Source organism: Streptomyces sp. NPDC056580 (genome assembly GCF_042793175.1).
Lineage (GTDB): Bacteria > Actinomycetota > Actinomycetes > Streptomycetales > Streptomycetaceae > Streptomyces.
In genome coordinates this window covers 87,809-106,292 of the sequence record NZ_JBHTVE010000007.1, presented here as the reverse complement: position 1 = coordinate 106,292, position 18,484 = coordinate 87,809, and the positions used below count along the sequence as shown (strand labels likewise).

Genomic DNA, 18,484 nt, shown 5'->3' with positions numbered 1-18,484 from the left:
CGACAGGCAGCGGGCGCGGGGGTCACGTGTCGTGGAGTTCGGCCTGGACCCTGCGGGAGGGGCGGAACGTGTAGAGGTCGAGGATGCCCGGCGGGTCGGCGAGTCCGGGACCGCCGGCTTCGATCCAGGTGGTGATGTCGTCGGTTGCGTCGGGATCGTTGACCAGGCCCAGCCAGACCGGGCGGCCGCCCTTCTTGCGGCCTTCGGCGGAGGGCTGGACGACGATGACGTTGGCCTGCTCGCAGGTGTCCAGGCAGTCGGTCACCCGGACCTGAGCGATGCCGTCGAGTGCGCGGCGCAGTCCTGCGAGCTGTGCGGCGTGGTCGATGCCGGGGATTTTCGCGGTGCCGCAGCAGCAGCCGCGGCAGGCGTAGACGGTGCAGCGGGCTGCCCCCGCGGTGGCGGGGGCAGTTTTGCGGGCGCGGCGGCTCACTGGCCGGTCCCGGTGCGGGCGCGGCGCCAGGCGCTGTCAGCGAGCAGGCGCAGACCGTTGAGGCCGACGATGACGGTGCAGCCTTCGTGGCCTGCGACACCCAGCGGCAGGGGTAGGTGGCCGGCCAGCTCCCAGATGACCAGGCCGGTGATGAACACCGCGGCGATGACCAGGTTCTGCACCACCAGGCGGCGCGCTTGGCGGGAGAGGCGTACGACGGTGGGAATAGTGGCCAGCTCGTCGCGTACCACGACGGCCTCGGCGGTCTCCAGGGCGAGGTCGGATCCTGCGCGGCCCATGGCGACGCCGCTGTGGGCGGCGGCCCGGCTCGCCGCCGAGGTCGGCATCACCGACGTCCACGCCGGTCTGCTGCCGCGGGGAGATCCGTTGAGCAAGTGTGGGGTCATTCCCGAGCTGGAGGTGGCTGTTTCCAAGTCTCTGTCCGCAGTTCCGTGAAAGCGCGGGTCGGCGATGGGAAGACACTATCTGTCCCTCGTGTCCGTATCGTCGCGATCCATGCGCTCGGGGACGTAGGGACATTAGTCGGCTGTCCTGCGCTGATCGATGGTTCGGCCGATTTACGCCTGGAACTCAGTGAGGTCGATGGCGTGAACGCGCAGAGGGTAGCCGTACACCGGGTGCACCGTCTCCCGCTCGGGCACCATGCCGAGCTTGCGGATGACGTTCTCGGAGGCGTTGTCCCCCACCCGGTTGATGCTGATGACGCGGTCCAGGCCGCGGTCCTGAAGCGCGAACTCCAGCGTGGCGTGCGCGGCTTCGGACGCGTACCCCTGGTCCCAGAACTGTGAACCCAGCCGCCAGCTGATCGCCACGGCGGGCATCACCTCCGGCAGGAACTCGGGCACGGACAGTCCCGTGAAGCCGATCAGTTCGCCCGAGGCCAGCAGCTCGACGGCGAAGAGCCCGAAGCCCTCCTCGTCCCACTCCTCCTCCCATCGCTCGATGGCCTCGGCCGTCTGGTCCAGGTCGCGCACCGAGCCGTCGTCGATCCAGCGCATGACCCTTGGGTCGGCGTTGATGTCCGCCATTGGCACGACGTCGTCGTCGTGCCAGCTACGGAGGAGGAGACGGGGTGTGCGGATCTCGGTCATGCGCCCATACTGCCGAAGGTAAACGCCTCATCGGTAATCCGGAGCCCGCCCGCGCTGCCGCTCCGGAAACACAAGGCGTCAAGCCGCGGGCTGAGGGCTGTGCAGACGACGTACCACTTCGGCAGCACATTCGGCAGCAGCCTGCCGCAGCACCAACATCATTCACGGAACCGCGGACAGAGCCGCGCGCGCCGCCGGACTTGCGGCGCCGGACGCGAGTGCGGGGGAAGCCAGAGTCCACAACTGGCTCAGGTCGGAGACCAGTGCGCGTCCGGGTCCGCCAAGACATCGACTTCGTTGAGGCGCTCGACGATGGCCTTGCCGCTCGCGCAGGCCAGGAACACTGTGACCGCCGCCCACCCGGCGGGCGCGACGCCGAAGCTCTGCAGCGGCCACAAGCCGACGGCCCCCATTCAGGTACCGGCCTGATGGGTGGTGAAGGGCGTTCACGTGAGGCGGACCGCCAACTAGAGTGAGCGGCGCGTCACTATATGTACATCGCCGCGTAGTACCGCAGCTCGGGCCAGGTCTGTGAGCCGACGATGCCGTCCACCTTCATCACGGTGTATCCGGACCTGTCGTTCACATAGGACTGGAATGCCCTGGTAGCGGCCTTGGAGTTGCTCCCGAAGACACCGTCGATCGTGCCGGGGTCGAACCCGATCTTCTTGAGCAGACACTGGGCCTCGATGCCCGAACTCGATACTCCGGTGGAGCTGGGAATGACCGTCATACCGCGGTAGTGGCCGGCGTATCCGTTGACCCCCGACTGGGAATACTGGCAGGTGTAAGCCTGGGCGGTGACGGTGCCGGCGAAGGCCGCAGGGGCGGTGACGGTGCCGGCGATCAGTGTTGCGGCGGTCAGGGCCATCGCGAGGTTGCTCCGTGAAGCCATGTCGTCTCCTTCGTGGGTGTCCAGTGGCAACTGCGGAGATCAGAGTGCTTCAATCACGCATGGCCGGGCGACCGTGTGCGCCACGATTCGATCAGGTTCGAACGGGCGGTCGCGAGACCGGCGGGGCCAGGCCGGACAGGGGGAGGTTCATGATCGAGCTCACCGTGGACGCCGTCGGGCTCGCCCGGTCTTGCGGCTGCTGTAGCCCAGCACATACCGCAGGATGATCACATCGGCCTGACGCTGCGGCAATCCCGTCGCGTGCCGCGCACAGCGCCTCGTCACCGACGACGTGCCGCAGGATGCTCCAGGCCTGCTGCGGCAGGTTCACCTCGGTGAGCAGCGCGTCCCAGGTCCGGAGCACTTCCAGGAACGCGCGGTGTACCGCGCGCTCGGCAACGTCGGCACGACTGCCTGCGCGCCTTGACCGCCGAGTGGCCCGGCGCCGAGCCTCTGCCGACCGAGGAGGCCGACCGGCTGCCGGGGCTGACCTCCCTGGTCCGGTTGACCGCCCTGGTCTGCCGGTTGCCGCCGGGGGTGTGGCTGAAAGCCGAGGAGGACCTCCTTGACCTCTACGACACCTACACTGTCGGCACCCTGCCCGACGCTCCGCCTTGAGCCCCCCCTGCTCGTGGCCTGTTTCAGGCGGGGACGGTGCGGTCGGAGACGAGGCCGGCGGCCAAACACGACCCGCCCGCTATCACGCACCAACTCGTTAACGCAGGAGTCGCCCACTACCGGCCCAACCCGAATCTCACCAGACCAGTGTGATGGTCGATCTCGATGTCCCACCCGAGAGGGCACCATCCCGGGTCGATCGCCTCCAGCGCCTCGAACCGGCGCTCAGGTGAACAACGTCCCCGCAGTCAGCAAGCGAGTGAGTTCGGTCGCCGTGGCCACGGCGCGGGCCGCGTATTCCTCCGTGCGCGCTGGGTCGAAGCGGTAGCGCGGGATGGTGATCGTGATGGCGCCCGCCACCGCGCCGTCGGTGAAGAACGGCGCCGCGATGCCGGAGGCTTCCGGGATGCGTTCGCCGGTGCTGACGGCGTAGCCGCGTTCACGGATGAGGGCGAGGTCGGCCTGGAGCGCGGCACGGTCCACAATGGTCGTGGGTGAGAAGCGCTCGAAGTGCTGCGCGCCGAGCGACTCCGGGCCGCTCCAGGCGAGGACCGCTTTGCCGGCCGCGCCGGCGTGGAGGGGGGCGGTGGAGCCGAGCGGGATGACGTACTGGATGGGTTTGTCGCTGGTGCGGCCGGCTTCGAACACGACGCCTTCGGCGGCAGAATCGTACTGGGCCAGGTAGGCGCTTTCGTCGATGTCGCGGACGAGTTCGGCGAGCAGGTCAGCCGCGACGGGGCCGATGCCGGTGCCGCGGTCGAGGCGGGCGGCCCAGACAAGCAGTTCCGCTCCGGCTTCGTAGCGGTCGGGGGCGAGCGGGCGGGCAAGGCCGAGGTCGGCGAGGGCGCCGAGCAGGCGGGCGGCGGTGGCGCGGCCGCTGGAGATGCCCATGGTGAGATCATCGACGGAAAGGCCGTCGGCGGACGAGCGCGCGAGGGCGTCCAATGCCGCGGCGACGCGGACGATGGAGCGGCGTTCGGCCGACACACCTGACGGCTCTGCGGCGCCCACCGCCGGTGTACGCGAAACCTGAGCGGACGGGACAGCCAGGGCAGCGGTCAGCCGGTTGGCCGCGGCTTTGACGAGTTCACCGAGCCGCCGCAGCTCGTCCTCATCGGACAGGCGGTGCCGGGGGACGGTGACGTTGATGGCGCCGGCGGGTTCGCCGTCGCGGAAGTAGGCGGCGGCGGCTCCAGCGGCTTCGGGGATGCGCTCGGCGATGCTCGTCGCGAAACCCCGCTCGCGCACCTGTTTGAGCTCGGTGCGCAGCAGGTCGAGATCGCCGATCGTCGAACCCGTCAACGCCGGACGGCCCAAAGTGGCCAGAAAACTGCCCGGAAGGTTCGCGAGGATCGCCTTTCCCGCCGAACCCGCGTGCAACGGCGACTTCGATCCGATGCGGACGGTGTAGCGCACCGGCTTGCCGCATTCGACCGAGCTCACGATGCTGGCGGACTCTTCCCCCGCCGTGTAGGTCAGCAGCATCGCCGTCTCGCCGGCCTCGCGCTCGAGCGCGACGAGCTCGTCGTGGCCGCGAGTGAGCAGCACGTTGCGCTCACCGAGGAACTTCGCCCACGCCAGCAGCCGCGGCCCCGGGTCATACCGGCCATTCGGCTGCCCGCGCACGACGCGCAGGTCGCCCAGCGTCTGCAGGATCCGGTGTACCGCACTCCGGCTGACGTCCAGGTGCGCCGCGAGCTCCCGCACGCCGGTGTCGCCGTCCTGCCGCGTGATGACGGCGTCGAGCACCGCGAACACCCGTCCGGTCATCCCGAGCGAGCGGAACCGCGGCTCCGCCTCGACGGCCACACCCTGCCCGCTCATGCCTTGTCCCCGTGTACCAGTCACCTGTCTCCCCTCTGAGGCCACTGTAACTAGTGGCTCGTCACGCAGCCTTGGTCTGGTAATCGATCGGCTGCTCGTTGGCCAGCAGACTGTCTCCAAGACCTGATCTCGGAGGTGGTCGTGGGACGTTGACCGAGTGTGTTCGTCCGGCCGGTGACCATGGCGGAAGGCCGGAAGTTGCAGCGGATCAGCCGGAGTGCGAAGGACCCGGTGAAACTCCGCCGGGCGATCGTGGTGCTGATGTCCGCGCAGGGCCAGACGGTCAAGGACATCACCACGCTGATGCAGGTCGGCGAGGAGTACGTCCGCGATGTGATCCACGCTGCCAAGGAGCGGGGCTTCGACGCGCTGGACCCAAAATGGAGCGGGGGACGCCCCGCGCCTGGGCGGCTGGCAACGACATGGAACTGGTCTTCCTGCCGACCTACGGCTCCTGGCTGAACTGGATCGAGGCCGAGTTCGCGGCCCTGCGCTACCTCGCACTCAGCCACGACGAGCAGAACGCGGCCACTGCCGCCTACGTCCGCTGGCGCAATGCCCGCGTCGCACCGAAGACGGCTGTCGCACCCGACTCACCGATCCGCTCATGGACCGATTACCCGGCCAAGGCTGCGTGACGAGCCACTAGACCTTGACAACCCGCGCTCGCCGAGGCCAGGATCCGTCACAAGTTCGGGACACTGTCCCGATTTTATCCCGTCGGTCAGGAGGTCGAGGGTGACGTCAAGGTCGCCGAACCAGCCGAACCAGCCGAACCAGGAGCCGCCGGGCGTCGACATACCGGCGCTCACGGCGTGGCTGGCCGGGCAGGGCAGCGCCGTCGAACCGCCGATCACGGTGACGACGATCTCCGCGGGCCGGTCCAACCTCACGTTCTCGGTGCGCGACGCCATCGGCGCGCAGTACGTCCTGCGCCGGCCCCCGCTGGGTGCGCTGGAATCCGGTGCCCACGACGTCTTGCGGGAGCGGCGCATCCTCTCCGCGCTGAGCGCCACGGCGGTACCCGTGCCGAGGCCGGTCGCGGAGTGCACCGACCCGGACGTGATTGGCGCGCCGTTTTTCCTGATGGACTTCGTCCCCGGGCAGACGTTGAGCCCGGACACGGCCGCGGCGCTCTCGCCCGAGGTCAAGCGAAAGATCGGCCGGCGTCTGCCGGAAGTCCTCGCCCAGTTGCACGCCCTGGACGTCACCGAGATCGGCCTGGGCGATCTGCGCCGGGACCGCGGCTACGTCGAACGCCAGCTGCGCCGCTGGCAGAGGCAGTTCGACGCGCTCGGCCTCCCCGCCGGCAGCCCCCTGCGGACCGTGGCCGACCGGCTCACGGCCCGCATCCCCGAGCCGCAGGGGAACTCCCTGCTGCACGGCGACTACAAGGCCGAGAACGTGCTGCTCTCCGCGGACGGCGACGTGGCCACAGTGCTCGACTGGGAGCTCACCTCCGTCGGCGACCCGCTCGCCGACCTGGGCTGGCTGCTCGTGTGGTGGGCGCTGCCGGACAACCCCGGCAGGTGGATCTCGCCGCCCGCGACGCTCGCCGGCGGCTTCCCCGACCACGCCGACCTGGTGAACGCCTACTCCGCCCGGTCCCCCGTCGACGTCTCCGACCTGCCGTACTACGTCGCGTTCTCGTACTGGCGCCTGTCGTGCATCAACACCACCACCCGCGCTCGCTTCGTCGCCGGTGCGATGGGCGACAAGGAGCTGGACGTGGCCGCGCTCGACGCGCAGGTCGAGTGGCAGCTGGCCGAAGCGCTGGCGGCACTGGCCCACGCGGCCTGACCGAACCGACCCCGAACCGGGAGCACTGAATGGATTTCTCCCTTTCCCCGCAAGCGACTGAACGCCTGGCCCAAGTCCGTTCGTTCATGACGGACCTCGTCTACCCCGCCGAACCGGTGTACGCGCAGCAGCGCGAGGAGCTGATGGCAGCTGGCCGCACCAACGACGTGCCACCAGTCCTGGAAGACCTCATCGCGGCCGCGCGTGAACGCGGGCTGTGGAACCTCTTCCTGCCCGACGAGTCCCATCTGACCAATGTGGACTACGCCGTGCTCGCGGAGGAGACGGGCCGCTCGCCGTTCATCGCACCGGCCGCCATGAACTGCCTGTCCCCCGACAGCGGCAACATGGAGCTGCTGCATCTGTTCGCCAACACCGAGCAGCGCGAGGGCTGGCTGCGACCGTTGCTGGACGGCACCATCCGCTCTGGGTTCTCGATGACCGAACCGGACGTGGCCTCCTCCGACGCCACCAACATCTCCACCTCGATCGTGCGCGACGGCGACGAGTACGTGATCAACGGCCGCAAGTGGTTCACCACCGGCGCCGCCGACCCGCGCTGCCGGCTCCTGATCGTGCTGGGCAAGAGCGACCCCGGCGCGCCGAAGCACCGCCAGCACTCGATGGTCCTCGTGCCCATCGACACGCCGGGTGTGAAGGTCGAGCGCGTGCTGCCGGTGTTCGGGTTCCGCGACCAGCAGGGCCACGCCGAGATCAGCTACACCGACGTCCGCGTGCCGGTAGGCAACCTGCTTGGCGAGCAGGGCCACGGGTTCGCGATCGCGCAGGCGCGGCTCGGCCCCGGGCGGATCCACCACTGCATGCGCGCCGTCGGCATGGCCGAACGGGCCCTCGAGCTCGCCTGCAAACGCGCCCTGTCGCGTACGGCCTTCGGCGGCCCGCTGGCCGACCAGGGTGTCGTCCGCCAGCAGATCGCCGAGTCGCGGATGGAGATCGAGCAGGCGCGGCTGCTGGTGCTGCGCACGGCCTGGCTGATCGACGAGGTGGGCGTGCGCAACGCGCGCTCCGACATTGCCGCCATCAAGGTGATCGCGCCGCGCGCGGCGCTCAGTGTCCTCGACCGGGCGATCCAGATCCACGGCGGTGCCGGCGTGACCGACGACCTGCCGCTGGCCGAGATCTGGAGCCGGGCGCGCACCCTGCGCATCGTGGACGGCCCGGACGAGGTGCACATCCGCACCGTCGCCCGGCAGGAGCTCAAGCGCTACCAGACGGCGGAGAACTGAGATGGCCGATCTGGAGTTCGAGGTCACCGACGGCGTCGGGACCATCCTGCTGAACCGGCCCGAGCGCAAGAACGCGTTCACGCTCGACATGCTCGAGCAGTGGGTGCGCATCATCCAGGACGCACGCACCGACGACGCGATCCGCGTGCTCGTCGTCACCGGGGCCGGCGGCGCGTTCTGCTCCGGGGTGGACCTCGCCGTGTTCGACGACGAGACACGCACCCCGCTCACGGACAAGACGCTGCTCACCGATCGCGTGCACCGGATCGCCTACGCGCTCGAGGACTTCGACAAGCCCGTGATCGCCGCGGTCGACGGGGTCGCGGTGGGCGCCGGCATGGACTTCGCGCTCATGGCGGACATTCGCGTCGCGTCGGTGTCGGCACGGTTCTCCGAGGGCTACGTCCGCGTCGGGCTCGTGCCCGGCGACGGCGGGTGCTACCTGCTGCCCCGGCTCGTCGGGATGTCCCGCGCGCTGGAGCTGCTGTGGACCGGCGACTGGGTGGCCGCCGACGAGGCGGAACGCATTGGTCTGGTCAACCACGTCTACCCCGACGACGAGTTCGCGGACCGGACCCGGGAGTTTGCCGCGAAGCTTGCGGCCGGGCCACCGATCGCCCTGCGCACCATCAAGCGCGCGACCTACCAGAGCAGCCGCACCGACCTGCGGACCGCACTGGACCTCATCTCGTCCCACCAGGCCGTGATCCAGTCCACTCGCGACTCCGCGGAGGCCCTGACCGCCTTCCAGGAGAAGAGAAAAGCGGTTTTCGAGGGCCGGTGACCGCACCGGCCCCACCCCCGGACCCCACTGGAGAACAACGTTGTTCACACAGATCCTTGTTCCGGTCGGCGACTCGCTGCCCCTCTCCGCCCTCCTGGCGGCGATTCCGCTGCTGCTCCTGATCGTGCTGCTCGGCGTGTTCAAGACGCCAGCCCGCATCGCCGCGCCGGCCTCTCTCGTGGCGGCGCTGCTCGTCGGCATCGCGGCGTTCCGGCTCCCGGCCTCCATCGCGTTCTCCGGCGCCGCGGAAGGTGTCGTCTACGGAATCTTCCCGATCCTGTGGGTCGCGATCAACGCGATCTGGCTGCACAAGGTCACGGAGCTGCGCGGGCACTCATCCGCACTATGCACGGCGTTCACGCGCGTCAGCGACGACCGCCGGGTGCAGGCGATCCTGGTCGCCTTCTGCTTCGGCGCGGCGCTGGAGGGCCTGGCCGGTGGCGGCGCCCCGGTGGCAATCTGCGCGGTGATCCTCATGGCGCTGGGACTGTCGCCGATCAAGGCCGCCGCCGCGTGCCTGATCGCCGACACGTCACCGGTCGCGTTCGGCGCGCTCGGCCAGCCCATCGACGTGCTGGCCACGCAGACCGGGCTCCCCGTGCACGACCTGGCAGTGATGATCGGCCGGCAGACGCCGTTGCTGGCGCTGTTCATCCCGCTCGTCCTCGTGCTCGTGGTCGACGGGAAAACCGGGCTCAAGCAGCGGTGGGGCGTCGCTCTCGCGGCCGGCGTCTCGTTCGCCGCGGTCCAGTGCGCCGCGTCGGTGTTCCTGACGCCGGCGCTGGTGGACACGGTCGCGGCCGTGGTGTCCGGGGTGGTCACGATCCTCGTGGCGCGCGCCAGCCGCGTCTCCGCCACGGCGGTGCGGCAGCGCACGCCGGTGACCGCGGGCGGGGGCGTCGACTTCGCCACCCCGTCGGCCGAATCGTTCACTGTGGACGAGAAACAGCCACCCGTGCTCGCCGCGCTCGCGCCATACCTGTTGATCGTCGCTGTGGTCGTCATCGCGAACCTGCCCGGAGTGTCGGACCTGATCGCCTCGCTCACGACCAAGCTCCAATGGCCCGGTGTCGACGTGAGCAACTCCGACGGGGAACCGCTGACCATCGGGAAGATCAAGTTCGCGTGGGTCGGGGCGCCCGGTTCGCTCGTGCTCATCGCCGGGCTGCTGAGCCTGCCGGTGCTGCGCGTCGGGCTCGGCCGCGCGGCCCGCGTGTGGCTCGCCAACCTGTGGCAGCTGCGCTGGGCGATCTTCACGGTGTGCTGCGTCATCGCGCTGAGCTACGTGATGAATCTGTCCGGCCAGACCACCACACTCGGCGTCTGGCTCGCCGGCGCCGGCGCGGTGTTCCCGCTGGTGTCGCCGGTGATCGGATGGATCGGCACCGTACTGACCGGGTCCGACACCTCCAGCAACGCGCTGTTCGGCCTGCTGCAGTACACGACCGCCCACCACGCGGGCCTGTCCGACGTGCTGCTCACCTCCGCCAACAGCAGCGGCGGGGTGGTCGGCAAGGCCGTGTCGCTGCAGAACCTCGCGATCGCAGCCGTCGCCGTCGGCCTCGGTGGCAAAGAAGGCGTGCTCTTCCGCCGGACCATCGGCTGGACGGTCGTGATGATCGTCGTGCTCTCCGTGCTCGTCTACCTGCAATCCACCCCTGTGCTCGGCTGGCTGGTCCCCTGACCGGCCCGAAAGGACCCATTCATGCCCGTTGACTCCGGCACTCACTGGGCGCAGCGCCTGCTGCACCCGCGCTCGGTCGCGATCGTCGGCGCGTCCGCCCGGCCTGGCAGCATCTCGACGCAGACGCTGGCGAACCTGCGGGACTTCGGCTACGCGGGCCGCGTGCTGCCCGTCAACGCGAAGTACACAGAGCTCGACGGGCTGCCGTGCTACCCCTCGCTGGACGCTGCACCGGGGCCGGTCGACCTCGCGCTGATCCTGGTGCCGGCGGCCGCGGTGCCGGGTGCGATCGACGACTGCGTGCGCGCCGGCGTCGGGACGGCGGTGGTGTTCTCGTCGGGGTTCGGTGAGCTCGGCCGCGAGGGCCTGGTTGTCCAGGAGCGGCTGGCCGGGGCGGCGCGTGCTGGTGGTGTGCGCCTGCTCGGGCCGAACTGCCAGGGCCTGATCTACCGGCCCAGCAGCCTCGTCGCGACGTTCAGCGAAGCCGCCCAGGCCGGGCTCGGCGAGTCGAGCGGCATCGCCTACGTCGGCCAGAGCGGCGCGATCGGCGGCTCGTTCCTCGGGCTTGCGCGCGAACGCGGCATCGGGCTCACGGCGTGGGCCAGCAGCGGCAACCAGGCCGACCTCGGCGTCGCCGACCTCGCCGCCGGATTCCTGGAAGAGGACGAGGTCCGGGTCGTCGCGATGTACCTGGAGGCGATCCCCCCGGGTGCCCAGTGGCAGCAACTCACCGCGCGGGCGCGGAAGCTGGGCAAGGACCTGGTGGTGCTGCGCTCCGGGCGCTCGGCCGCCGGGCGGCGCGCGGCCGCGTCGCACACCGGCGCCATGATCGGGCCGGACACCGCGTTCGAACTGGTCTCCGCGGACAACGGCGTGATCGGGGTGACCGACATCGACCAGTTGCTGGACACCGTTGTGGAGCTGGCCGCGCGCAAGCCCGTGCGCGGGCCGGCGGTGACCGTGGTGACGAGCTCGGGCGGCGCGGGCGGGATCGCGGCGGACTGGCTGGAGGAGGCTGGGCTGCGGACCGGCGAGCTGGCCGCGGATACGCGCCGTGAACTCGAGCGGTTCATCCCCGCATACGGCTCCACGAGCAATCCCGTGGACGTGACCGCGCAGCTGTTCTCGCAGGACGACGGATCGGTTTTCCACGTGTGCCGGACGATCCTCGACGATCCGGGCACCGACGTCCTCATAGTGATCATGACGAACGTGACCGGCGCCCGCGCGGCGCGGGTGGCCCGCCACCTCGTGGCCGCGGCGGAGGGCACACCGAAACCGCTGGGCGTGGTGTGGCTCGCCGACGGCAACCAGATCGCCGAAGCGACGAAGATCCTGCGCGACCACCACGTTCCGCTGCACGACTCGATCGGGCGCAAGGCCCACGTGCTGGCCCGGTTGTACCGGGCCAACGCCGTCCGTCCGTCGGTGCGGCCAGAGCCGGCGGTCGACGCGACCGAAGTCTTCGTCGGCTCCGGCGTGGTCACGGAGGCGGCGGGCGCCGCACTGCTGGACGCGCTGGGAGTGCCGCGGCCCGAAGGCGTGCTCGTCACGAGCGCGGAGGAAGCGGCCGAGGCGGCGGTCCGCCTCGGCGGCCGGGTAGTGCTCAAGGTGCAGTCCCCCGACATCACGCACAAGTCCGATGTGGGCGGTGTGCGGGTCGGCGTCCCCGCCGCCGAAGCCGCCGCGGCCTACAAGGACACGGTCGACGCCGTACGCGCCGCCCGGCCCGATGCGATGCTCGACGGAATCCTGGTGCAGCGCCTGGTGCCGCCGGGGATCGAGCTCCTCGTCGGCGTCGAGGGAGCCGCCGACGGCTACCCGCCCGTCGTGACCATCGGCTTCGGCGGCGTCACGGCCGATATCTACCAGGACGTGGTCACCGGGCTCGCCCCGCTGTCGGAACCCGACGTGCGGGAGTTGCTCACGCGGCTGCGCGGGGCGCCGCTGCTGCTCGGCTACCGCGGCAGGCCGGGGGCTGACGTGGACGCCGTGGCCACCGCCGTGGCGGCCCTTTCGCGGTTCGCGGCCGGTCTCGGTGACCGTCTCGCCGAGCTCGAGATCAACCCGCTCATCGCACACCCGAACGGGGTAAGCGCGGCAGACCTGGTGCTGCGCTTCACCGAGTAGATCTTCCACCGGCCCGCAACGAAGCGAAGTCTTCGGAAGGAGTGGTCATGACGTCGGGATGCTGCACCAGGACCTCATCGGCCTGCTCGGCCTGCCCATCGGAGAACAGTGGAAACTCGACATCCTGTCCGCCCACGCTGCGAACGGGGGCGGCTACACGTACCTCGTGGTGGTCAAACCGCTTTACCTCGTCGGCGGCGTGGGCTCACCGGCCAACGCGGTTGCCCTCTGCTGACCCACTCCCCGCTGGGCTGCCTCCCGAAACAGGTCGGCCCTTGCGCACGCTGCCAGGGGCTGACGGTGTGCTACGGGGGCAATTGCCGGGCGACGGGGCAGCAAAACCGCCGGCCTGTCCTCAGCGGCCCGGACAGGGCGCGTGCAGACGGCCGAAGGCCCCGCCCCTTGCGGGGGTGGGGCCTTTGTCGCTCTCAAGGGGTCTGCGACGCTCACCTCTTCGGTGACCCTAGCTGGCCTCAGCTGACTCCCTCAGCCCCGTTCCCAGGGCTCTGAGAGGTCGTTCTCTTTCCGAACCTGACATGCGGTTTCCGCTGGTCCGGCATGAGACGGCGGCTGGCACGGAAGTCTCGGTCCGTTGCTGACCGAGGTGTCGTGGGGGTGGCGGATGCCGTCGATGCGGGCGGTGTCGGAAGCGCGGCAGAAGGCCGCGGCGGTGCGGGTGGAGGGTCTCGAGGCCGAGCTGGAGCAAGTGCGGGCGGCTCTGGTGGAGGCGGAAGAGGTGCTCAGGCGCCGGGTGATCGGCCTGGAGCAATATCTGGAGGCGCTGGCCGAGGAGGAGGCGCCCGCCGAGGCCGTCGCGTCGCAGAGGAAGCCGGTGGGTCCGCGCCGGGCGGTGCCTCACCGCCAGGACGCGGCCGGAACCGAGGTGCTGTCACCTGGAGGGGCCTCACCGGGCATGCGGACGGGGACAGTGCTCGCCTGGAGGACCGGCGCTGCCGGCCGGTCGTGGCCCTGCTGACGGTCGCTGCCCAGTGCGCCACGGTTCTGCGGCGCTGGGAAGAAACCCAGCCGGACTGCCAGATCCCGCGCGTCTCCGTCCAGCCGGTGGAGCGCGCCATATGGAGGGCCCACCGCACCCGCCGCGCCAGAGCCAGACGGCACAACGAACGGCAGTTCAAGGCCCATGCCGGCTTGGTGGTGGGCGCGCTGCGACAGGCCGAAGCACGACAGGACTCCAAGCCGGGCCCCGCTCTGGAAGACCTCACCGTGATGCTCCTGACCATTGCCGAACGCTATGCCGAGGGTCGTATTGACGGCCTTCTCGATGCAGACCGCCTCACAGGCGTGACTCCGGCTGCACCGAGAGAGCGTCTGCGGGCGATCGTGGTGGGGCTCACGGTCGTCCTGGTGATGGCTGGCGCAGCGTCCCTCGGCCTGCCCGACGCGGCTCTCATTCCTCTGCTGCCGGTCGTGGTCGTCTTCGTCGCGGTCGTCGTCAACCGTGGGCGGATGCCAACAGTTCACCGATCTGATCATTCCCCGATGAGGCGGAAGGCATCGGGGAACAGACACCCGGCGGGGAGCCGATCCACGGTGCCTCCTTCGGCAGATCCAAGAAGACCGTGGTCCGACCTCAGCCGATGAGTGAGCGGAGCACCGGGACGCTGACGCCGGCTGCAGTCAGACCAGCCAGAACAGCAGCGGCCACGGCACCGCCGCTGAGGAAGGTGAGCCCTCTGACGACCAGGCCGATGACGACCGCGGTCATAAGGACGGCGGCCGTGTGGATCGTCAGGAACGGGGGCGGTCCTTGCGGCGTCGGTGCGATGTGCCGGTTTGGTGTCGGTGGGTGGGTGTCAGTGACGGCACGTCAGGACGGGGTGTCTCCGCTGGTGGGGTGCTGAGGTCGGGTGGGGGTCACTGTTGTGGGGCGGTGCGTGTGGTGGGTGTGGCTGTCGTGGGGTCTTACACCCCGCTTCGCTCCACTGTCTTACGGACCGCGCCGCACGCGGTCCGTCCCCTCCTTCGTGTTCCCGGGGCTGCGGGCGGGAACGTGGTGGCGCTGCACCGGCATATGAGGGGGGCCGGGGGAGAGGTGCCCTCGGTGGCGTCGTTGCACCGGGTGGTGTGCCGGGGCCTTCAGGCCGGCAGGGTCCTGCCGGACCGTGCGGTGGTGCGGCGGGAGCGGGATGAGCAGCAAATGCGGCAGGCGCTGTCGGAACTTGCTCTCGCCGGGCCGAGGGAAGGCGACGCGGCGAAGGTGGCGGCGCGCCGGCCGCCGCACCCTGCGCCGACGGCGATCATGGGCTTGCCGGTGGGGGAGGGCGGTGCGCTGGAGGGTGAGTTCACCCCCCGGCGCGGCCGCATTTGTCAAAGTGACAGGTTGACCGGATCCCGTCTCCTACAGCTTCCGGCCGAGCGCTGCCGCGTGCTGCTGCATCACCGGGGCAACCCGGTCGCGGAGTTCATCGACGGTGACGCGGGAGCTTGAGGCGCTGACCGAGATGGCGCCGACCAGCTGGCCGGCCGGATCGTGGACTGGTACAGCGATGGAGAGCAGCCCGAGTTCCAGCTCCTCGGAGTTGATCGCCATGCCTGCGGCGCGGACAGCCCGGACGCGGTCCTCGACTTCGGCGGCCGTGGTAGGGGTTCCTGGGGTGCGTGCGGGAAACGGAGCGGCGCCGAGGTAGTCGGTCAACTCGGTTGAGCCCAGGGCGCCGAGCAGAACCTGCCCGGTGGAGGAGGCGTAAAGGGGGAGCCGGGCGCCGACACGTATGCCGTTGTCGATGAGCCGGGTGCCTTCGCTGCGCGCGATGAACAGTGATTCGTTGTCGTAGCGCACGGCCAATGAGGCGGACTCGTCGGTTGCGTCGCGGATGGCGGCGAGGTGCGGCTGGGCGAGTTGGGGAAGCGCGGCGGACTCGCCGTAGGTGGCGCCGATGCGCAGTACGCGGGGAGTGGGCGCGAAGAACTTCCCGTCGAAGGTGACGTAGCCGAGCTCGGTGAGCGTGTTCAGGCAGCGGCGTGCCGTTGCCCGGCTCAGGCCGGTGGCGCGGGACGCATCACTGATGGTGAGCCGGGGAGTGCTGTCCCCGAATGCCTCGAGGACTGCGAGTCCCTTGGCAAGTCCTGCCATTCCTTCGATGGCCATGCGGCCTCCCCCCTTGACAGATGTGACTACTGGCAAATCTACTGGCGCTCTGTTCGGATAGCGAGCAAACGTTCGCATAGCGAACGAGGATTGTCAAGCACTGGAGGTGCACGCATGAGCGCACGGAACACGGGGGCGGGTGCTCCGGCCCCGGCCGGGATTTCGGAGCGCCGCTGGCCCGAGTCCCTGACCGAGGTGCCGTACTGGGTCTTCCAAGACGAGGACGTCTACCGGGCCGAGCAGGAGCGGATCTTCCACGGCCCGATGTGGAACTACCTCTGCCTCGAGGCCGAGCTGGCCGAACCGGGCGACTTCTGCGCCACCTTCATCGGCGAGCAGCCGGTGCTTGTGACCCGCGACCACGACGGCCAGATCTACGCCTTCGAAAACCGGTGCGCCCACCGCGGCTCTCTGATCGCTATGGAGCACTACGGCCACACCAAGGACTTCACCTGCGTCTACCACGCCTGGACGTACAACCTTCAGGGTGACCTCACCGGTGTCGCTTTCGAAGAGGGCATCAACGGCAAGGGCGGCATGTCGCCGGAGTTCTGCAAGGCCGCTCACAGCCCCCGGCGGCTGCGGCTGGCCAATGTGCACGGCTTGGTCTTCGGCAGCCTGGACAACGACGTGCCGGAGATCGAGGAGTATCTCGGCCAGGAGATCCTCGACCGGATCGAGCGGGTCCTCGGCGGCCGCAAGCCGGTCGTGCTAGGCCGGTTCACCCAGAGCCTGCCGAACAACTGGAAGCTGTACATGGAGAACGTCAAGGACTCCTACCACGCCAGCATCCTGCACCTGTTCTTCACAACCTTCGGGCTCAACAAGCTGAACCAGAAGGGCGGCATCATCGTCTCGGAGAACGGTGGCCACCACGTGAGCTGGTCGGCCATCAACCCAGAGGTGGAGGCCGCGGCGCACTATAAAGACCAGAAGATCCGCTCCGACTCCGAGTACCAGCTCGAAGACCCCTCGCTGGTCGACAACTTCAGCGAAGTCGGGGACGACATCACGCTGCAGATCCTCTCGGTCTCGCCCGGCTTCGTACTCCAGCAAATCCAGAACTCCGTCGCCGTACGCCAGGTGCTGCCGACCGGGGTCGACTCCACCGACCTCCACTGGACCTACCTCGGCTTCGAGGACGACACCGAGGAGCAGCAGCTGATCCGCCTCAAGCAGTCCAACCTGGTCGGTCCGGCCGGCTATGTCTCCATGGAGGACGGCGCCATCGGCGGCTTCGTGCAGCGGGGCATCACGGGGGCGAGCAAGGAGTTCGCGACCGTTCAGATGGGCGGTGACCAGGCGGTCTCCAGCGAGAGCCGGGTCACCGAGGCTTCGATCCGCGGCTTTTGGAAGGTCTACCGCGAAGCCATGGGTTTCGCCGTCAGCGCGGGCAAGGGAGCACAGGCCTGATGGATGCGCACAACCTGATCAGCCGGGCCCAGGGGCACTACGTCCGCGCCATCGATGACGGCCCGATCGAGGACTGGCCGGAGTTCTTCGCCGACGACGCCTTCTACAAGGTCACCACGGCGGACAACCACCGGCGCGGGCTGCCGGCCGGGATCATCTGGGCGAACAACAAGGCGATGCTCAAGGACCGGGTCTCTGCACTGAAGGAGGCCAACATCTACGAGCCGCATGCCTACCGGCACATGCTCGGCCAGCCTGCGGTGCTTCAGGAGAGCGAGGCCGGCGCGACCAGCGAGACCTCGTTCCTGGTCATCCGCATCACCGGGAACGGGCCGACCGATATGTTCGCCAGCGGCCGCTACCTCGACGAGTACATCTTCGAGGACGGCAGAGCCCTGATCAAGAAGCGGATCGTGGTCTGCGACAGCTCCCGTATCGACACACTGCTGGTACTGCCGCTGTGACCGGGATACCCAGACTGCTGCTCACCACCGGCGATCCGAACGGGATCGGACCGGAGATCGCGCTCGCGGCGGTCGCCGAGCTCGATGACCAGGCGCCGGTCGTGGTGGGCGACCGTCATGTACTCCAGCCGTACGCTGAGCGCGCGGGGCTCGCGCTGCGCGCGGCGCAGCCGGGTGCGGCCGCCGAGCGCGGCGTGTGTGACCTGGTCGACGTCGGCGCCCTGGCCCCCGGTGACCTGGCGGTTGGTCAGGTCACCGCGCCTGCGGGCGCCGCCACCATCGCGTACACCGCCGCAGCGGTACGGCTAGCGATGGACGGCAGTTACGCCGGTGTGGTCGCCTGCCCGCACTCGGAGACGGCCGTCCACCGGGCCGGAATCGCCTTCGCCGGCTACCCGCCGCTGATCGCGGAGCTCACCGGAACCCCGCTTGAGAAGGTCTTCCTGATGCTGGTCGGCGGCGGTCTGCGAATCGCGCACGTCACACTGCACGAGCGGCTGGCCGACTCGCTGGCCCGGCTCACCCCCGAGCTGGTCACCAACGCCGGGCTGGCGCTGCACAGGGCGCTGCGGGCAACTGGCATCGCCGATCCCCGGATCGGCGTCTTCGGGCTCAATCCGCACGCCGGTGAGAACGGCCTGTTCGGCGACGACGACAAGCTGGTCACCGAGCCTGCGGTGGCTGCTCTCCGCGAGCTCGGCGTCCCTGCCGAGGGCCCTGTCGGAGCCGACATCCTGCTCGGCGGCGCCCGCCACCACGACGCCTACCTGGCGATGTACCACGACCAGGGGCACATCCCGGTCAAGATCCTGGCCGGACGTACCGCGGCCGCAGTCACCATCGGTGCCGGTGCGCCGTTCGCCAGCGTGGGCCATGGCCCCGCCTTCGACATCGCCGGGCAGGGCAGTGCCGACCCGGGCGCCGTGCTCGCAGCTCTCCGGCTGCTCGCTCCGACTGTTCAGGAAGGCTGA

Annotated in this window: 20 protein-coding genes and 2 pseudogenes; 15 read left to right on the top strand and 7 right to left on the bottom strand. The window is 69.6% G+C overall.

Going from position 1 to position 18,484, the window contains the following annotated elements:
• Positions 1–22 precede the first annotated feature (22 nt).
• Positions 23–433 (bottom strand): (2Fe-2S) ferredoxin domain-containing protein, encoded by a 411-nt coding sequence (locus tag ACFQ9Z_RS16945; protein ID WP_383017499.1) that lies wholly within the window; start codon positions 431–433, stop codon positions 23–25.
• Positions 430–768: pseudogene (locus tag ACFQ9Z_RS16940) on the bottom strand (heavy metal translocating P-type ATPase); the annotation flags it as partial. The gene ACFQ9Z_RS16945 and the pseudogene ACFQ9Z_RS16940, both read right to left, overlap by 4 nt.
• Between ACFQ9Z_RS16940 and ACFQ9Z_RS16935 the strand changes: the two are divergent.
• Positions 731–889 (top strand): hypothetical protein, encoded by a 159-nt coding sequence (locus ACFQ9Z_RS16935; protein ID WP_383018476.1) that lies wholly within the window; start codon positions 731–733, stop codon positions 887–889. The pseudogene ACFQ9Z_RS16940 and the gene ACFQ9Z_RS16935 sit on opposite strands and share 38 nt — an antisense overlap.
• Before the next feature lie 122 nt (positions 890–1,011).
• Here ACFQ9Z_RS16935 and ACFQ9Z_RS16930 read toward each other — a convergent pair whose 3' ends face one another.
• From ACFQ9Z_RS16930 to ACFQ9Z_RS16920, 3 genes are all read right to left on the bottom strand, one after another.
• Positions 1,012–1,545 carry a GNAT family N-acetyltransferase gene (locus ACFQ9Z_RS16930; protein ID WP_383017496.1) on the bottom strand — a complete coding sequence of 178 codons (534 nt, stop codon included), beginning with the start codon at positions 1,543–1,545 and terminating at the stop codon, positions 1,012–1,014.
• Between the two features lie 248 nt (positions 1,546–1,793).
• Positions 1,794–1,943: a hypothetical protein gene (locus tag ACFQ9Z_RS16925; RefSeq protein WP_383017493.1), complete on the bottom strand. Its 150-nt coding sequence runs from the start codon at positions 1,941–1,943 to the stop codon at positions 1,794–1,796.
• A gap of 89 nt (positions 1,944–2,032) precedes the next feature.
• Positions 2,033–2,440: a peptidoglycan-binding protein gene (locus ACFQ9Z_RS16920; RefSeq protein ID WP_383017490.1), complete on the bottom strand. Its 408-nt coding sequence runs from the start codon at positions 2,438–2,440 to the stop codon at positions 2,033–2,035.
• Positions 2,441–2,863: 423 nt separating this feature from the next.
• Here ACFQ9Z_RS16920 and ACFQ9Z_RS16915 point away from each other — a divergent pair, with 423 nt between their 5' ends.
• On the top strand, positions 2,864–3,058 hold the full coding sequence (locus tag ACFQ9Z_RS16915; protein WP_383017487.1) for a hypothetical protein: 195 nt from the start codon (positions 2,864–2,866) through the stop codon (positions 3,056–3,058).
• 225 nt (positions 3,059–3,283) lie between these two features.
• On the opposite strand, the gene ACFQ9Z_RS16910 is transcribed toward ACFQ9Z_RS16915, so the two are convergent.
• A complete protein-coding gene (locus tag ACFQ9Z_RS16910; protein WP_383017484.1) occupies positions 3,284–4,882 on the bottom strand; it encodes an IclR family transcriptional regulator in 1,599 nt (532 codons plus the stop codon).
• Between the two features lie 180 nt (positions 4,883–5,062).
• On the opposite strand from ACFQ9Z_RS16910, the gene ACFQ9Z_RS16905 reads away from it, so the two are divergent.
• From ACFQ9Z_RS16905 to ACFQ9Z_RS16860, 10 genes and pseudogenes are all read left to right on the top strand, one after another.
• Positions 5,063–5,344, top strand: coding sequence for a transposase (locus ACFQ9Z_RS16905; RefSeq protein ID WP_383018429.1), 282 nt, complete (start codon positions 5,063–5,065; stop codon positions 5,342–5,344).
• Entirely contained in the window at positions 5,305–5,520 is a 216-nt protein-coding gene (locus ACFQ9Z_RS16900; protein WP_383017481.1) for a hypothetical protein, read from the top strand. The genes ACFQ9Z_RS16905 and ACFQ9Z_RS16900 overlap by 40 nt, the downstream gene beginning before the upstream one ends.
• Positions 5,521–5,620: 100 nt before the next feature.
• Positions 5,621–6,682, top strand: a complete 1,062-nt coding sequence (locus ACFQ9Z_RS16895) for a phosphotransferase family protein (RefSeq protein ID WP_383017478.1) — start codon at positions 5,621–5,623, stop codon at positions 6,680–6,682.
• 29 nt (positions 6,683–6,711) lie between these two features.
• Positions 6,712–7,929, top strand: a complete 1,218-nt coding sequence (locus ACFQ9Z_RS16890; RefSeq protein ID WP_383017475.1) for an acyl-CoA dehydrogenase family protein — start codon at positions 6,712–6,714, stop codon at positions 7,927–7,929.
• 1 nt (position 7,930) lies between these two features.
• Positions 7,931–8,713 carry an enoyl-CoA hydratase/isomerase family protein gene (locus ACFQ9Z_RS16885; protein WP_383017472.1) on the top strand — a complete coding sequence of 261 codons (783 nt, stop codon included), beginning with the start codon at positions 7,931–7,933 and terminating at the stop codon, positions 8,711–8,713.
• Between the two features lie 40 nt (positions 8,714–8,753).
• Positions 8,754–10,397 (top strand): L-lactate permease, encoded by a 1,644-nt coding sequence (locus ACFQ9Z_RS16880; RefSeq protein ID WP_383017469.1) that lies wholly within the window; start codon positions 8,754–8,756, stop codon positions 10,395–10,397.
• 21 nt (positions 10,398–10,418) lie between these two features.
• On the top strand, positions 10,419–12,527 hold the full coding sequence (locus ACFQ9Z_RS16875) for an acetate--CoA ligase family protein (RefSeq protein WP_383017466.1): 2,109 nt from the start codon (positions 10,419–10,421) through the stop codon (positions 12,525–12,527).
• Positions 12,528–12,585: 58 nt separating this feature from the next.
• Complete coding sequence (locus tag ACFQ9Z_RS16870) at positions 12,586–12,762, top strand: hypothetical protein (RefSeq protein WP_383017463.1); 177 nt, start codon at positions 12,586–12,588, stop codon at positions 12,760–12,762.
• Between the two features lie 396 nt (positions 12,763–13,158).
• Positions 13,159–13,488 (top strand): annotated as a pseudogene (locus ACFQ9Z_RS16865) (hypothetical protein); the annotation flags it as partial.
• Positions 13,489–13,490: 2 nt separating this feature from the next.
• On the top strand, positions 13,491–14,129 hold the full coding sequence (locus ACFQ9Z_RS16860) for a hypothetical protein (RefSeq protein ID WP_383017460.1): 639 nt from the start codon (positions 13,491–13,493) through the stop codon (positions 14,127–14,129).
• Between the two features lie 757 nt (positions 14,130–14,886).
• Here ACFQ9Z_RS16860 and ACFQ9Z_RS16855 read toward each other — a convergent pair.
• Positions 14,887–15,636, bottom strand: a complete 750-nt coding sequence (locus tag ACFQ9Z_RS16855) for an IclR family transcriptional regulator C-terminal domain-containing protein (RefSeq protein ID WP_383017457.1) — start codon at positions 15,634–15,636, stop codon at positions 14,887–14,889.
• A 114-nt stretch (positions 15,637–15,750) separates the two neighbouring features.
• Here ACFQ9Z_RS16855 and ACFQ9Z_RS16850 point away from each other — a divergent pair, with 114 nt between their 5' ends.
• From ACFQ9Z_RS16850 to ACFQ9Z_RS16840, 3 genes are read left to right on the top strand one after another with little or no spacing between them, the layout of a single operon-like run.
• Positions 15,751–17,049 (top strand): aromatic ring-hydroxylating dioxygenase subunit alpha, encoded by a 1,299-nt coding sequence (locus ACFQ9Z_RS16850; protein WP_383017454.1) that lies wholly within the window; start codon positions 15,751–15,753, stop codon positions 17,047–17,049.
• On the top strand, positions 17,049–17,513 hold the full coding sequence (locus ACFQ9Z_RS16845; protein ID WP_383017451.1) for an aromatic-ring-hydroxylating dioxygenase subunit beta: 465 nt from the start codon (positions 17,049–17,051) through the stop codon (positions 17,511–17,513). The genes ACFQ9Z_RS16850 and ACFQ9Z_RS16845 overlap by 1 nt, the downstream gene beginning before the upstream one ends.
• Positions 17,510–18,484, top strand: coding sequence for a PdxA family protein (locus tag ACFQ9Z_RS16840; RefSeq protein ID WP_383017448.1), 975 nt, complete (start codon positions 17,510–17,512; stop codon positions 18,482–18,484). The genes ACFQ9Z_RS16845 and ACFQ9Z_RS16840 overlap by 4 nt, the downstream gene beginning before the upstream one ends.

Excerpts from the sequence above, each read along its gene's own strand:
- ACFQ9Z_RS16935 (WP_383018476.1), top strand. The coding sequence starts at position 731 with ATGGCGACGCCGCTGTGGGCGGCGGCCCGGCTCGCCGCCGAGGTCGGC.
- ACFQ9Z_RS16930 (WP_383017496.1), bottom strand. The coding sequence starts at position 1,545 with ATGACCGAGATCCGCACACCCCGTCTCCTCCTCCGTAGCTGGCACGAC.
- ACFQ9Z_RS16920 (WP_383017490.1), bottom strand. The coding sequence starts at position 2,440 with ATGGCTTCACGGAGCAACCTCGCGATGGCCCTGACCGCCGCAACACTG.
- ACFQ9Z_RS16910 (WP_383017484.1), bottom strand. The coding sequence starts at position 4,882 with ATGAGCGGGCAGGGTGTGGCCGTCGAGGCGGAGCCGCGGTTCCGCTCG.
- ACFQ9Z_RS16905 (WP_383018429.1), top strand. The coding sequence starts at position 5,063 with ATGGCGGAAGGCCGGAAGTTGCAGCGGATCAGCCGGAGTGCGAAGGAC.
- ACFQ9Z_RS16900 (WP_383017481.1), top strand. The coding sequence starts at position 5,305 with ATGGAACTGGTCTTCCTGCCGACCTACGGCTCCTGGCTGAACTGGATC.
- ACFQ9Z_RS16890 (WP_383017475.1), top strand. The coding sequence starts at position 6,712 with ATGGATTTCTCCCTTTCCCCGCAAGCGACTGAACGCCTGGCCCAAGTC.
- ACFQ9Z_RS16885 (WP_383017472.1), top strand. The coding sequence starts at position 7,931 with ATGGCCGATCTGGAGTTCGAGGTCACCGACGGCGTCGGGACCATCCTG.
- ACFQ9Z_RS16875 (WP_383017466.1), top strand. The coding sequence starts at position 10,419 with ATGCCCGTTGACTCCGGCACTCACTGGGCGCAGCGCCTGCTGCACCCG.
- ACFQ9Z_RS16870 (WP_383017463.1), top strand. The coding sequence starts at position 12,586 with ATGCTGCACCAGGACCTCATCGGCCTGCTCGGCCTGCCCATCGGAGAA.
- ACFQ9Z_RS16855 (WP_383017457.1), bottom strand. The coding sequence starts at position 15,636 with ATGGCCATCGAAGGAATGGCAGGACTTGCCAAGGGACTCGCAGTCCTC.
- ACFQ9Z_RS16850 (WP_383017454.1), top strand. The coding sequence starts at position 15,751 with ATGAGCGCACGGAACACGGGGGCGGGTGCTCCGGCCCCGGCCGGGATT.
- ACFQ9Z_RS16845 (WP_383017451.1), top strand. The coding sequence starts at position 17,049 with ATGGATGCGCACAACCTGATCAGCCGGGCCCAGGGGCACTACGTCCGC.